Annotated in this window: 11 protein-coding genes; 8 read left to right on the top strand and 3 right to left on the bottom strand. The window is 63.3% G+C overall.

The annotated features are described in order from the left end of the window. Nucleotides 1-45: 45 nt before the first annotated feature. The 6 genes from FURADRAFT_RS10360 (at nt 46) to prmB (ending at nt 5,995) form a co-directional block, all read left to right on the top strand. A complete protein-coding gene (locus tag FURADRAFT_RS10360; RefSeq protein ID WP_008954096.1) occupies nt 46-993 on the top strand; it encodes a p-hydroxyphenylacetate 3-hydroxylase reductase component in 948 nt (315 codons plus the stop codon). A 713-nt stretch (nt 994-1,706) separates the two neighbouring features. Next, a complete protein-coding gene (locus tag FURADRAFT_RS20555; protein ID WP_008954095.1) occupies nt 1,707-1,937 on the top strand; it encodes a hypothetical protein in 231 nt (76 codons plus the stop codon). Nucleotides 1,938-1,975: 38 nt separating this feature from the next. Further along, nucleotides 1,976-2,545 (top strand): aminodeoxychorismate/anthranilate synthase component II, encoded by a 570-nt coding sequence (locus FURADRAFT_RS10350; RefSeq protein ID WP_008954094.1) that lies wholly within the window; start codon nt 1,976-1,978, stop codon nt 2,543-2,545. Then, a complete protein-coding gene (trpD, locus tag FURADRAFT_RS10345) occupies nt 2,545-3,573 on the top strand; it encodes an anthranilate phosphoribosyltransferase (RefSeq protein WP_008954093.1) in 1,029 nt (342 codons plus the stop codon). Before FURADRAFT_RS10350 ends, trpD begins: the two co-directional genes overlap by 1 nt. Nucleotides 3,574-3,638: 65 nt before the next feature. After that, nucleotides 3,639-5,015, top strand: a complete 1,377-nt coding sequence (locus FURADRAFT_RS10340; RefSeq protein WP_008954092.1) for a phosphomannomutase/phosphoglucomutase — start codon at nt 3,639-3,641, stop codon at nt 5,013-5,015. 77 nt (nt 5,016-5,092) lie between these two features. Continuing rightward, complete coding sequence (gene prmB / locus FURADRAFT_RS10335; protein WP_008954091.1) at nt 5,093-5,995, top strand: 50S ribosomal protein L3 N(5)-glutamine methyltransferase; 903 nt, start codon at nt 5,093-5,095, stop codon at nt 5,993-5,995. 158 nt (nt 5,996-6,153) lie between these two features. Here prmB and FURADRAFT_RS10330 read toward each other — a convergent pair whose 3' ends face one another. Together FURADRAFT_RS10330 and FURADRAFT_RS10325 are read right to left on the bottom strand one after the other, a co-directional pair. Continuing rightward, a complete protein-coding gene (locus FURADRAFT_RS10330; RefSeq protein WP_008954090.1) occupies nt 6,154-6,780 on the bottom strand; it encodes a LysE/ArgO family amino acid transporter in 627 nt (208 codons plus the stop codon). A 70-nt stretch (nt 6,781-6,850) separates the two neighbouring features. Further along, nucleotides 6,851-9,229, bottom strand: a complete 2,379-nt coding sequence (locus FURADRAFT_RS10325; RefSeq protein WP_008954089.1) for an EAL domain-containing protein — start codon at nt 9,227-9,229, stop codon at nt 6,851-6,853. 172 nt (nt 9,230-9,401) lie between these two features. Here FURADRAFT_RS10325 and FURADRAFT_RS10320 point away from each other — a divergent pair, with 172 nt between their 5' ends. Next, the gene (locus FURADRAFT_RS10320) at nt 9,402-10,313 is read left to right on the top strand and encodes a LysR family transcriptional regulator ArgP (RefSeq protein WP_008954088.1); all 912 of its coding nucleotides are present in this window, start codon (nt 9,402-9,404) and stop codon (nt 10,311-10,313) included. 110 nt (nt 10,314-10,423) lie between these two features. On the opposite strand, the gene purL is transcribed toward FURADRAFT_RS10320, so the two are convergent. Next, nucleotides 10,424-14,380: a phosphoribosylformylglycinamidine synthase gene (purL, locus tag FURADRAFT_RS10315; protein ID WP_008954087.1), complete on the bottom strand. Its 3,957-nt coding sequence runs from the start codon at nt 14,378-14,380 to the stop codon at nt 10,424-10,426. A 143-nt stretch (nt 14,381-14,523) separates the two neighbouring features. Here purL and FURADRAFT_RS10310 point away from each other — a divergent pair, with 143 nt between their 5' ends. Next, entirely contained in the window at nt 14,524-14,862 is a 339-nt protein-coding gene (locus tag FURADRAFT_RS10310; RefSeq protein WP_008954086.1) for a P-II family nitrogen regulator, read from the top strand. Nucleotides 14,863-14,936: the final 74 nt, after the last annotated feature.

Genomic DNA, 14,936 nt, shown 5'->3' with positions numbered 1-14,936 from the left:
TTTCTTTCACAAGTTCGAATACCGGCGCCTACATCAGGAGACAACATGAGCACCCCCACCCCCGACTCCGCCCTCGACCCGCGCGTATTCCGCCGCGCGCTGGGCAATTTCGCCACCGGCGTCACCATCATGACGGCGGCCACCCCCTCCGGCGCCAAGGTCGGCGTCACCGCCAACAGCTTCAACTCGGTGTCGCTAGACCCGCCGCTGGTGCTATGGAGCATCGACAAGCGCTCCGGCAGCTACGCCGTGTTCGATGAGGCCACGCACTTCGCGGTCAACATCCTGGCGGCTGACCAGATCGACTTGTCCAACCAGTTCGCCCGCCCCAAGGACGACAAATTCGCCGGCATCCCCTATGAAATCGGCGCCGGCGGCGCCCCGCTGTTTGCCGACTGTGCCGCGCGCTTCCAGTGCGAGAAGTACCAGCAGGTGGACGGTGGCGACCACTGGATTCTGATCGGCAAGGTGGTCGCTTTCGACGACTTCGGCCGCTCGCCGCTGGTCTATCACCAGGGCACCTACTCCATGGTGCTGCCGCACGCTCGCATGCAGAAGAAGGAGGAGGATTGCGGCACCCCGTCCAGCACCTTCCAGGGCCGCCTCAGCAACAACCTCTACTACCTCATGACACAGGCCGTGCGCTCCTACCAGGCCAATTACCAGCCCAAGCAGCTCTCCTCCGGTCTGCGCACCAGCGAGGCGCGCATGCTGATGGTACTGGAGAGCGATACCGGTTTGGGCATGACGGCGGTGCAGCGCGAGGTGGCAATGCCGTTGCGCGAGATAGAACAAGCCGAGGAAATCCTCAAACGCAAAGGACTAGTCTGCAATGACGGCGGCAGCTACCAGCTCACCGAGGCCGGCGTGGCACAAGCGGAAACGCTATGGGAGATTGCCGCCAAGCAGCAGGACAGCGTTTTCGCCGGTTTCTCCTCGGAAGAGGTCGAAACCTTCAAGAAAATGCTCAAGGCAGTGATCGCGCTGCGCTAAGCAATCATAGAACCGCTTATGAAAGGCAGATTGGTACGTCCCACTTGTAACGATCTAAAACCTAAGAGGCTTATGGGCTTCTTCAGTGAGTGACGCGCCGATTTTTGAACTGCCCCCAATAAGTTGGACAGCAAGAAGTGGCCAGAGCCGCAATGGCTGAGCCCTGTACATAACAGAGCTTTCTATCAGCTCTTGGGGAACGACGACCCCTACCCTGACGGGTTGTGCTATCCCGCGGGTGGAGATGGCCGCCTGAGGCAGACAGCCGGCCTGCTGATGGCCGGAGTACTGGGAACGGACCGCCCCGCGGCCAGTATTACTCTCCAACCCTCCGCGGAGGCCTTCAAGGCGCTGGCCCGTCTACTCAGCCGGTACTTCTGCAAGGAGGGCCAACCCAATCCGCGAGTCTACGTTGGCCTCCCAAGCCTATACGGCGACTTCCTCTGCCACGGTTTGAACCTATTGGCGTATACCCGAGTCGTGAAGCTGGCGGCGAGCTACCCGGATGAGACGATCGAGATCCGTACGATCGCCACTCGGCCGGTGGCGGAGCAGCTCACTTGCCAAGGATCGATCAAGGGTTGCGTGGCCACTACCCAGCTATTCCGGCGGTGCTGTGAGAGAACCGCGGCTGGGGCAGAACCGGCATTTCATTGGGAGACGACCATGCAAGACCAACTGCTGATAGCCACGCGGTCAAAGAGCGCGTATCCATGGGCAAGACCAAAATCTACAGTTTGATCAAGGGGGAGAATTTTCCCCGCACCTACCACCACCCTTCCCTCGGAAAGTCCACCCGCGGGCTGGCTTCTGCCAACCAGGCGCTTATCGGCGCTGTTGCCAGTGGGGCCGAATGGAAAGACAATGACAAGCAACGTGCGGCATCACTGAGCCCACCGATCCGCATTGTGAGTAAGGACGTGAGTAACGTAGTGGCCATTTAGCAATGCCACTCAGCAAATATAAGGCTTAGAGGCATCATATGCTACTGATGATCGACAACTATGACAGCTTCACCTACAACCTGGTGCAGTACTTTGGTGAGCTGAAACAGGACGTGCGGGTGTTTCGCAACGACGAAATCACGCTCGAGCAGATCGAGGCCCTGGCACCCAAGTATCTGGTGGTTTCCCCTGGCCCCTGCACGCCGAACGAAGCCGGCATCTCGGTTCCCGCCATCAAGCATTTTGCCGGCAAGCTGCCGATTCTCGGCGTCTGCCTAGGGCACCAGAGCATCGGCCAGGCCTTCGGCGGCAAGATCATTCACGCCAAGCAGCTGATGCACGGCAAGGTGTCGCCGGTTTCGCATCACGATATCGGCATGTTCCGTGGCCTGCCCAACCCGGTCACCTGCACCCGCTACCACTCGCTGGTGATCGAGCGCGAAACCCTGCCGGAGTGCCTAGAGATCACGGCCTGGACCGACGATGGCGAGATCATGGGCGTACGCCACAAGACACTGCCGATCGAGGGCGTGCAGTTCCACCCGGAATCGATCCTAACCCAGCATGGCCACCAGATGCTCGATAACTTCCTCAAGGAGTTTGCGTGATGATTACGCCGCAGGCCGCGCTGAACCGTCTGATCGACGGCAACGAACTGTTCTATGACGAGATGCTCGATCTGATGCGCCAGATCATGCGCGGCGAAGTGTCGCCGGCGCAGCTGGCGGCTATCCTGGTCGGCCTGCGCGTCAAGGTGGAAAGCGTGCTGGAAATCGCCGCCGCCGCCACCGTGATGCGCGAATTCGCCACCCACGTCCCGGTCGCCCAGCGCGAGCACCTGGTCGACACCTGCGGCACCGGCGGCGACAAATCGCACACTTTCAACATCTCCACCACGTCGGCTTTCGTCGCCGCCGCCGCAGGCGCGCGCGTGGCCAAGCACGGTGGGCGCTCGGTGTCGTCCAGCTCCGGCAGTGCCGACGTGCTGGAAGCACTGGGCGTGAACCTGGCGCTGTCTGCCGAGCAGGTAGGCCGCTGCATCGACGAGATCGGCGTCGGCTTCATGTTCGCCCCCAACCACCACAGCGCGATGAAATACGTGGCGCCGGTGCGCAAGGAGCTGGGGGTACGCACCATCTTCAACATCCTCGGTCCGCTGACCAATCCGGCCGGTGCCGACAACCAGCTGATGGGTGTATTCCACCCCGACCTGGTCGGCATTCAGGCGCGCGTGCTGAAACAGCTCGGCAGCCGCCACGTCATGATCGTGCACGGCTGCGACGGGCTGGACGAACTCACCCTGTCCGGCCCCAGCATGGTGGCGGAACTGAAAGATGGCGAAATCAGCGAATACCGGCTCGACCCGCGCGATTTCGGCCTGGAGCTGTGCGAGCTCAACCAACTGCGCGCCGAATCGGCTGAGGCGTCCAAAAACATCCTGCTGGCGGTGCTCACCGGCCAATCCGGCCCGGCCCGAGACATCGTGCTGCTCAACGCCGGCGCCGCCATCTACACCGCCAACGTCACCGACACGCTGGCCGCCGGCATTGCCAAGGCGCGTGAAATGATCGACAGCGGCGCCGCCCGCGCCAAGCTCGAGCAACTGGTGCAACTCAGCCAGTCGTTCACAGCCTGAACCCCAGGCGACCGGTCTACCGGTCGCCTCATCATTTTTTGCATCCCCGGGAACAAGACAAGCTCATGAGCGCACTGTCCAAAGACATTTTCAAGGCTTACGACATCCGCGGCATCGTCGGCCAGACCCTGACCGACAAGACGGCCTACCAGATCGGCCGCGCCATCGGCTCCGAAGCCCGCGCCCGCAACGTCAAGGCCATCGTGGTCGGCCGTGACGGCCGCCTGTCCGGGCCGGAACTGTGCGAAGCGTTGGCCGAAGGCATCGTCACCGCCGGCATCGACGTCATCGACGTCGGCCGTGTCGCCACCCCGATGGTGTATTTTGCCGCCTACGAGCTGGGCACGCTGTCCGCCGTCATGGTCACCGGCAGCCATAACCCGCCGGATTACAACGGCTTCAAGATGATGCTGGCCGGCGACACCCTCTCTGGACCGGACATCCAGGCGCTGTACCAGCGCATTCTGGACAAGGATTTCACCGAAGGTGACGGCCAGTACCGCACGCACGACATCGTCGATGCCTATCTCGACCGCATCACCAGCGACATCAAGCTGGAGCGCCCGCTGAGCATCGTGGTGGATTGCGGCAACGGCGTCCCGGGCGCCTTCGCCCCGGTGCTGTACCGCCGCCTGGGCTGCCGCGTGCGCCAGCTGTTCTGCGACGTCGACGGCACCTTCCCCAATCATCACCCCGATCCGGCCAAGCCGGAGAACCTGCAGGACGTGATCGACGCGCTGGCCAAGACCGATGCCGAAATCGGCCTCGCCTTCGACGGTGACGGCGACCGCCTGGGCGTGGTCACCAAGGAAGGCAATATCATCTGGCCCGACCGCCAGCTGATGCTGTACGCCGCCGACGTGCTGGAGCGCAACCCGGGCGCCAAGGTCATCTACGACGTCAAGTCCACCCGGCTGCTCGGGCCGTGGATTCGCGACAACGGCGGCGAACCGGTCATGGCACGCACCGGCCACAGTTTCATCAAGGCCAAGATCAAGGAAACCGGAGCCCTACTGGCCGGCGAGATGAGCGGCCACGTGTTCTTCAAGGAACGCTGGTACGGTTTCGACGACGGCATGTATACCGGCGCCCGCCTGCTGGAAGTGCTGTCGCGCGTCGAGGACCCCAACGCGCTGCTCAACGCGCTGCCGAATGCCGTGTCCACGCCGGAACTCAACCTGAAGATGGCGCGCGAGGGCGAGAACCACGCGCTGATCGAAAAGCTGCAGCAGACCGCGCGCTTCGACAACGCCGAATCGATCATCACCATCGACGGCCTGCGCGTGGAATACGCCGACGGTTTCGGCCTAATGCGCGCCTCCAACACCACGCCGGTGATCGTGCTGCGCTTCGAGGCCGATAACGAGGCGGCGCTGGAACGTATCCAGCACGACTTCCGCCAGATACTGAGCCAGGCGACGTCGGCCCCGCTGCCGTTCTGAGTCGCCGTAACAGACATTCCCATTCTGGGGACAGGTGGCCGCCGCTGCCTGTCCCCTTCCCATTGAAAGGACCCGCAATGTACGCCCAAGCTGCTACCGTCATGACCACGGTGCGTGACCTGCTGCGCTTCGCCGTTTCCCGTTTCACCGACGCCGGACTGAGCTACGGCCACGGCACCGACAACGCTTACGACGAGGCGGCCTACCTGGTGCTGGCCACGCTCAAGCTGCCGCTCGATCGCCTGGAGCCGTTCCTCGACGCCAAGCTGCTGCCGACCGAAATCCAGGACGTGATCGACATCATCGAGCGACGCGCCGAAGAGCGCATCCCGGCCGCCTACCTCACCCACGAGGCCTGGCAGGGCGAGTTCAGCTTCTACGTCGACGAACGCGTGATCGTGCCGCGCTCGTTCATCTTCGAACTCCTGGGCGAACCGCTGGCGCCGTGGATCGAGCATCCGGAACTGGTGCACCGCGCCCTCGACCTCTGCACCGGGTCGGGCTGCCTGGCGATCCAGATGGCGCATCATTACCCCGATGCCCAGATCGACGCCGTCGACATCTCGCTCGATGCGCTGGAAGTGGCCTCGATCAACGTGCAGCGCTACGGCCTGGAAGACCGCATCCAGCTGGTCCACACCGATCTGTTCCAGGGTCTGGAAGAGAAATACGACCTCATCATCTCCAATCCGCCCTACGTGGACGAGGAGTCGGTCGACGACTTGCCGGCCGAATACCTGCACGAGCCGGAACTGGCGCTGGGCTCGGGCCGTGACGGGCTGGATGCCACACGCGAGATCCTGCGCCGCGCACCGGAATTCCTCACCGAACACGGCGTGCTGCTGGTGGAAATCGGCCACAACCGCGACGTACTGGAGGCAGCCTTCCCGCAGCTGCCGTTCATGTGGATGGAAACCAGCGGCGGTGACGGTTTCGTCTTCCTGCTGACGCACGACGATCTGGTCAACAACCCGATCTGACCCACGCCAAAATGCTTCGGCCAACCTCTACAGGTTGGCCGAAGCATTTTCATGACGGGATCGCGGCACCTCCGGCGGGCTCATGGCACCGACCCGGCAGACAAAACCCCTCCACGGTAACGCACCACGTCAAAGTCGCCACGCCATCCCAACTCGCATTACAAATATTGCAAGCCGTGCTGCTGGATCAGCGAGGCCGCCGTCATCACCATCAAGACCCCCACCATCACATCCAGCACACGCCAGCTGCGTTCCTGCCGGAACAGCGGCGCCAGTTTCATGCTGAACACGCCGATGGCCACGAACCACAGTACCGACGCCGTGGAACTGCCCGCCAGGAACGACAGCCGCGCTTCCGTGCCGTACGCCGCCGACAAGCTGCCGATCAGGATCACGGTGTCGAGCCAGACATAGGGGTTGAGCAGCGTCACCGCCAGCAGCGTACGGATTACCTCGTCGCGGTTGCGCACGCTGCCCCCTTCCGTGCGCAAGGTGGCGGGTTTGCAGGCCGAGCGGAACGCCTTGATGCCGAGCCACAGGATGAACGCCGCTCCGGTCCAGGTCACCAGAGGCAAAAAGCCGGGAATCGACAGCACCATGCTGCCCATGCCGAACACCCCGGCGGCGATCAGCAACAGGTCGCAGACGATGCAGATCAGGACGATCGGCAAGACATGGCTATGGCCGATGCCCTGGCGAATGACGAAGGCGTTCTGCGGGCCGATGCCGACGATCTGGCTGAGCGACAGGGAGAAGGCGGCGAGGGCAACCTGTGTGTTGAACATGGCAAACTCCGGAATTCGAAAGTTGCCGACAGCTTAGCCCCGCGCCAAAAATAAATAAAACTACTAAATATTATGCTGTATAAGAAATATTAATATTTGCACCGGCCTGCTGTTGCAAGGCCCATTCGATCAGCACCTCGGCCGGCACCGGCCGGGAAATCGCGTAGCCCTGCCCCACGGTACAGCCCAGTTCCAACAGCCGGAGCCAGATGGCCTTGCTCTCAACCCCCTCCACCACCAGTTTGCGCCCCGTGTAGCGGGCAAAGGCCACCATGCTGTGGATGATCGCCTCATTACCCGGCGCCTCCAGCAGCACCCGCACAAAGCTCTGATCCATCTTGATGGTGTCGAACGGCAACTGCTGCAGGTGCACCAACGATGACGCTCCGGTGCCGAAGTCATCCAGTGCAATCGAGATGCCGAGCCGGCGGCAGCGCTCCAGCTTGTGCACCACCTGCTCCGCTTCCTTTTGCGACACGCTCTCCAGCACTTCCAGCTCGAGCAGGCCGGCTGCGTCAGGGTAGCTCGCCAGCAGCAACTCGATGCCGGGCAGGAAGCCCTCCTGCTTCAGCGTCATCGCCGACAGGTTGACGCTGACTTTGATAACGTGGCCCCGCGCCTTCCAGTCGGTAATCTGCTTCAGGCTCTGACGCAGCACCCACCAATCCAGCTCGCGCATGAGATCGGTGTGCTCGATCGCCGGGAAGAACTCGCCGGGCGACACGAACTGATCCTGCCGCTTCCAGCGCACCAACGCCTCCACGCCTTGCAAAACCTCGCTGCGCAGATCGATCTTGGGCTGGTAAAACAGCTCCAGCGCATTGTTCGCCAGGGCCTCGGCAAACGCGGCGCGCAAGCTGTGGATGCGATGGATTTCCTCGTCCATGCGCTGGTCGTAGTGGCGGTACTGGTTGCCCCCCGACTCCTTGGCGCGGGCCAGCGCGACTTCGGCACGCCGCAACAGCGTCGCCGCGTCGCTGTCGGCATGGCTCACCACCACCCCGCAACTGGAACGTACGTCGACCCACTGACCAAGGCACTCTGCCGGCTCGCGCATCACCTGCAGCAGGCGATCCAGCAGGTTCTCCAGCCGGTCGTTGTAGCCGCTGGTGATGACAAAACGCGCGGCACCGACGCGACCGACGCGCCCGGTATCGCCCAGGCACTGCTCGATGCGCCGGGCCGCCTCGCACAGCACCAGGTCGCCGCCTTCATGCCCCAGGCGGGCGTTGATCTGGTGGAAGCTGTCGATGGCGAGGGCGATCACCACCACCGCTTCGGAGCCCGCCCCTTGCTCGATGCGTCCCTGTATCAGCGCCTGCATGTTCTGGCGGTTGGGCAGCCCGGTCAGCGGGTCGTGGTCGGACAGATAGCGAATCCGCGCCTCGGCGCGCGAACTGCGATCGAGCGCGTCCAGGCGTTCCAGCGCATGGCCGATCTCGCTCGCCATGGTCTGCACCAGCGCCACCTTGTCGAGATCGAAAAAATCCGCCAGTCGCGAGTGCAGCGTCAGCGTCCCGACCACCTTGCCTTCCATGAACAGCGGCACTGCCAGCAGGCTCTTGATGCCTTCACGCTCGAACAAGGCGCGCCAGGGCGCCATCATCGGCTCGGCCTCGCAGCAATTGACCACCTGCGGCGTCATGGTGAGCACCGCCTGACCGGTCGGGCCCCGACTGTAGGGGTTGGATGGGTCGAGCGATAACGCCCGTGACAACTGATGGATGAAATCGGTGGATTCCGGTCCGGCGAAGACCTTGTATTCGAGATGGTTGGTGGCGGTATCGATCCAGCTGATGCCAGCGTAGGTCGCCCCGCCCTTTTCCACGCAGGTGGAGCAAATGGCGTGAAACAGTTCGTCGCGGCTGCGCGAGTGAATCAAGGCCAGGCTCACCCCGCTCAAGGTGGCGTACATGCGTGACATGTCGAGCATGTGGCGGTGCTGCAGCTGGGTTTCGGCAGAAATCGACTGCTGAAAGCCCTGCAACTGCAGCAACATGTCGAGCAGGATGCGCTTGCGGATGGCCCGGGTCAGTGGCCGCCGCACCTCGTCCGGGTAATGCGCGTCGTTGAGCCGGCTCAACATGTGGGACAGATAACGCTCGTACGCCCCCGCCACCCACACCATGCTGACGCCGATACGGTGGTGCATCTGGCCCAGCGCGATGACCTTTTCCGCCTGCGATGCGCTCAGCGGCTGCGACACCACGCCCTCGAAGTAATCCATCTGCTGGCTGATCAGACGGTCCAGTCCCTCACCGCTCATGGCCGGCAGCAAGGACGACGTTTCCGGATTCTTCAGCAGGTACCAGTAAAATTCCTTGCCCAGTACCTCGCGGCCCAGCAACAGCTTGTCTTGATGACGTCGTAAGGTCTCGCCGTCTTCCTCTCGAAAGCCAAGCAGTCGGCTGAGTGAATGCAATGGCTCGTCGCCATGGCTTGTCTGCATAGTCTCCCCTGTCTCCCCAACCTTGGCCGAAGCAGGTCGTATATCTTATTATGCTTTTTTCATGAGTTCGTCACGGTCTTTGCCGTGTGGGCTAGAGCCTAGCAGATTTGCCAAGACCCTACCATTAACATCACTTTGCCCGGCACCCGCCAGGCCACCGGACACCCGATACATGCTCGACCCCAAGCTGTTGCAGGCTCTCGCCGCCGTCGTGGAAAACGGCGGCTTCGACAAGGCCGCCAAGGCGCTGTTCCTGACCCAGTCGGCCGTCTCCCAGCGCATCAAGCAACTGGAAGAACGCCTGGGGCAACCGGTGGTCACGCGCACCACCCCGGTCGATGCCACGCCGCACGGCCGCCACCTGATCCAGCACTTCCGCCAGCTCACGCTGATGGAGGCGGAGCTGATGGAAACACTGCAGGCCGGCGACGGCCACGCCGGCTTCTCGACGCTGGCGGTGGCGGTGAATGCCGACAGCCTCGCCACCTGGTTTCTCGACGCGGCACGACCGGCACTGGAAGCGACGCGCCTGCTACTCGACATCCGCGTCGACGATCAGGAACACACCCACGAGCTGCTGCGCGGCGGCCACGTCAGCGGCTGCGTCAGCAGCCGCTGCCAGACCATCCAAGGCGGTGAAAGCCATTACCTGGGCTCGATGCGCTACCTCTGCCTGGCCGCGCCACACTTCGTCCAGCGTTATTTTGCCGATGGCGTCAGCCACGCCACGTTGAGCACGGCACCGGCGCTGCTGTTCGACCGCAAGGACAGCCTGCACCAGGCATTCCTGCAGCAGCAACTGGCGTTTACGCTCGACTTCCCGGCGCTCACCCTGCCTTCGGTGCAAGGCTTTCTCGATTACACGCTGGCCGGCATCGCCTACGGCCTGATTCCGGAAGGCATGGCGGAAGCGGGGCTGGGCGATGGCCGGCTGGTCGACCTGGCACCCGGCAAGCACCTCGACGTACCGCTCTATTGGCACCACTGGCAAATGGAAGTCGCGCTGGCGCGGCAGTTGACCGCCACCATCATCGAACAAGGCCGGCGCGTGCTGCGCCAGTGCCCGGACAGCCGCCTCGCGTAAGGCGCTAAACCGCCGTGGCATCAGGGCGTTCCGCCGCGTGCCGCCCAGCGGTTCAACCCGCGCATAAAAAACGGACGCCGAAGCGTCCGTTTTGTCTGATTGCCGGGGGCTTAGCCCACCCACTTGCGTGCCGAGGCGAACATGCGGAACCAGGCGCCGTTCTCGTTCCACTCGGCCGGATGCCACGAGTTCTGCACGGTGCGGAACACGCGCTCCGGGTGCGGCATCATGATGGTGAAACGACCATCGGCGGTGGTGACACCGGTGATGCCTTCCGGCGAACCGTTCGGGTTCAGCGGATAGGTCTCGGTCGGCTGGCCAGCGAAGTCGACGTAGCGCAGCGCGGTGATGACCTGCGGCTGATGGCCTTCCGCGAACACCGCGTGGCCTTCGCCGTGGCTGACTACCACCGGCAGCTGGCTGCCGGCCATGTCGGCGAGGAAGATCGACGGCGAAGCGGTGACTTCCACCATGGCGAAGCGCGCCTCGAACTGCTCGGAAGCATTGCGGTGGAACTTCGGCCAGTGCTGCGCCCCCGGGATGATGCCGGACAGGTTCGACATCATCTGGCAGCCGTTGCACACGCCCAGCGCGAAGGTGTCGGCCCGCAGGAAGAAGCCTTCGAACTCGTCGCGCGCACGGGCATTGAACAGGATGCTCTTGGCCCAGCCTTCACCGGCGCCCAGCACGTCGCCGTAGCTGAAGCCGCCGCAGGCCGCCAGGCCCTTGAAATCGGCCAGCGACACGCGCCCGCCGATGATGTCGCTCATGTGCACGTCGACCGCGTCGAAACCGGCGCGGGTGAACGCCGCCGCCATTTCGATCTGGCCATTCACGCCCTGCTCGCGCAGTACGGCGATGCGCGGACGCGCACCGGTGGCAATGAAGGGCGCCGCCGGGTTGGCGTCGACGTCGAACGACAGCTTGGCGAACAGGCCGCCTGAAGCGGTGTTGTCGAGCTGGGCGTACTCGCTGTCGGCGCAGGCCGGGTTGTCACGCAGGCGCTGCAGGCGGTAGCTGGTTTCCGACCAGGCGTGCTGCAGATCGAGGCGGCTTTCGTCGAGCAGCACGTCGTTCTGACGCTGGATCACCAGTCGCTCGTCACCGTTCACCGAACCCAGCACGAACAGGGCGCGTTCCAAACCGGCCTTGACGAAGCGGGCGATCACCTCGGCGGTGTGAGCCTTGGCTACCTGGATCACGGCACCCAGCTCCTCGTTGAACAGCACGCGCATCACGCGACCGTGCGCCGCGGCTTCCGCCGAAGGCGGCACGAAGTCGTCCAGATAGGCCTGGGTGTTCTTGCGCTCGATCAGCAGTTCCTGCAGGTCGACAGTAACCCCGACGCGGCCGGCAAACATCATCTCGGCCAGCGTGGCAAACAGGCCGCCGTCGGCACGGTCGTGATAGGCCAGCACCAGCTGGTCGGCCAGCAGCGACTGCATGGTGCTGAAGAAGCCCTGCAGCTCGGCCGGGCTCTCCACGTCCGGCGCCTTGCCGTCCATCGACTTCCACACCTGCGCCAGCGCCGAACCACCCAGACGGCAGCGGCCGTGACCCAGGTCGATCAGGATCAGGTCGGTCGCGGCGTCGTTCTTCAGTTCCGGCGTTACCGTCTTGCGCACGTCCTCCACCGGGGAGAACGCCGAGACGATCAGCGACAGCGGCGCCGTCACGGCTTTCTTCTCGCCGGCTTCTTCCCACACCGTCTTCATCGACAGCGAGTCCTTGCCCACCGGCACGCTCACGCCGATCTGCTGGCACAGGCCGGACAGCGCTTCCACGGTCTGGTAGAGCTTGGCGTCTTCGCCCGGGTGGCCGGCAGCGGCCATCCAGTTGGCGGACAGCTTGACATTGCCGAGGTCGCCCACGTTGGCCGAAGCCAGGTTGGTCAGCGCTTCACCCACCGCCATGCGGCCAGAGGCCGGCGCCGAGAACAGCGCCAGAGGCGTGCGCTCTCCCATCGCCATGGCTTCACCGCGATAGGTGTTGAATCCCATGGTGGTGACGGCCACGTCCGCCACCGGCACCTGCCAGCGGCCGACCATCTGGTCGCGTGCGGTCATGCCGCCCACGGTGCGGTCGCCGATGGTGATCAGGAACGACTTGTCGGCTACCGACGGCAGGCGCAGCACGCGATAGGCGGATTCGCGCAGATCAAACGCCGAGGCGTTGAACTGGCGTTGCGGCACGTCCACGCTCTTCACGTCGCGCGTCATGCGCGGCGGCTTGCCCAAGAGCACGTTGAGCGGCATGTCCACCGGGTTGTTGTCGAAGACGTCGTCGCGCACCTGCAGGTGGCCATCGTCGGTGGCCACTCCCAGCACCGCGAACGGGCAGCGCTCGCGCTCGCAAATGGCGGTAAAGGTGTCGAGGTCCTGCGGCAGGATGGCCAGCACGTAGCGCTCTTGCGACTCGTTCGACCAGATCTGCATCGGCGTCATGCCCTTCTCTTCGAGGTGCACCTTGCGCAGCTCGAAAATGGCACCACGGCCGGCGTCGTTCACCAGCTCCGGGAAGGCGTTGGACAGGCCACCGGCACCGACGTCGTGGATCGACACGATCGGGTTCTTGTCGCCGCGCTGCCAGCAGCGATCGATGACTTCCTGGCAGCGACGCTCGATTTCCGGGTTGCCGCGCTGCACCGAATCGAAATCCAGGTCTTCACTATTGGCACCGGTATCCATCGAGGAAGCAGCACCGCCGCCCAGGCCGATCAGCAGGCTCGGGCCACCCAGTTGGATCAGCAGAGCGCCTTCCGGGATGATGTTCTTGCGGATCTGCTGATGCTGGATATTACCCAGGCCGCCGGCGATCATGATCGGCTTGTGATAACCGCGCATCTCGCCTTCGAACAGCTCTTCGAAGGTACGGAAGTAGCCAGTCAGGTTCGGACGGCCGAATTCGTTGTTGAAGGCAGCGCCGCCGATCGGCCCGTCCAGCATGATCTGCAGCGCCGAGGCGATGCGACCCGGACGACCATACTCGGCCTGCTCCTCGCCATATACCTCCCACGGCTGTTTGTAGCCGGGGATGTTCAGGTTGGAAACGGTAAAGCCGGTCAGACCCGCCTTCGGGCGCGAGCCGCGACCGGTCGCGCCTTCGTCGCGGATCTCGCCGCCGTTGCCGGTCGACGCGCCGGGGAACGGCGAGATGGCAGTCGGATGGTTGTGCGTTTCCACCTTCATCAGGATATGCGTCTGTTCCGTGTGGAACGCGTACTGATGGCCGTCCGGCTGCGGATAAAGGCGCTCGATCTCGGCACCCTCGATCACCGAGGCGTTGTCGTTGTACGCCACCAGGGTGCCCTGCGGGTGCGCCTCGTGGGTATCGCGGATCATGCGGAACAGCGACTTCTGCTTCTCTTCGCCGTCGATGATGAACTGGGCGTTGAAGATTTTGTGACGGCAATGTTCCGAGTTGGCCTGAGCGAACATCATCAGCTCGACATCGGTCGGATTACGCCCCATGCGAGTGAAGTTCTCGACCAGGTAGTCGATTTCATCCGGCGACAGCGCCAGGCCTAGGTCGCCGTTGGCGGCCACCAGCGCATCGCGGCCACCGCCAAGGATGTCCACGGTGGTCAGCGGCTGCGGCTCCACGTGGGTGAACAGGCGATTGGCCTCGTCGAGCGAGGTCAGCACCGTTTCGGTCATGCGGTCGTGCAGCAGACCGACCAGCACACGGCGCTGATCGTCGGAAAGCGGCGCAGAAGGCAGGACATGGAAGGCCGTGCCGCGTTCGATGCGGTGAATACCCTCCAAGCCGCAATGCTGGGCAATATCGGTAGCCTTGGAAGCCCACGGTGACAGCGTTCCCAGGCGCGGGGTGACAAGGAACAGTTCGCCCGTGGGGGCAGTGGCGAGCGGCGGCTCGCCATAGGTCATCAGCTTGGCCAGAACCGCTTGCTCTTCTTCAGAGAGCGCCCGATCGCTTTCGACAAAATGCCAGAACTCGGCATTGAGCGTGAGCGGAGGCAAACCAGCCTCGCGCGCAGCGGTCAGGAGTTTGTCCAAACGGAACTGGGACAGGGCAACACCGCCCCGCAGCTTGAGAATGTGCGACATTCGACACCCGCGACAAGTATCAGGAAAGCGCGTAATAATACAGGAAAAACCCTTGGAACTTAAGGCCGGCAGCCGTTATGCCTGGCAAAATTTCCATTTACCCACCCATAACAAACCCACGTGCCGTCAAGGAGCACCCCAAAATGAAAAAGGTCGAGGCCATTATCAAACCGTTCAAGCTGGACGAAGTGCGCGAAGCTCTGTCGGAAATCGGCGTCACCGGATTGACCGTCACCGAGGTCAAAGGCTTCGGGCGCCAGAAAGGGCACACCGAGCTCTACCGCGGCGCCGAATACGTGGTGGACTTCCTGCCCAAGGTCAAACTCGAGGTCGTCATCGCCGACGATCTGGTCGACCGCGCCATCGAGGTCATCATCAATGCCGCCCGCACCGGCAAGATCGGAGATGGCAAAATCTTCGTCTCCCCGGTCGAACAGGTCATCCGCATCCGCACGGGCGAAACCAACGAAGACGCCGTCTAAGCCCAGCGAAAGCGGGGAAAACCCCCGCTTTATCCCTTTTAATTCAACTGCTTGCCAAGCAACCCGTCGCACAG

Source organism: Pseudogulbenkiania ferrooxidans 2002 (genome assembly GCF_000174355.1).
Classification (GTDB): Bacteria; Pseudomonadota; Gammaproteobacteria; order Burkholderiales; family Chromobacteriaceae; genus Pseudogulbenkiania; species Pseudogulbenkiania ferrooxidans.
Note: the sequence above shows the minus strand (reverse complement) of the source record. Positions and strands in the feature narration are given on the sequence as shown.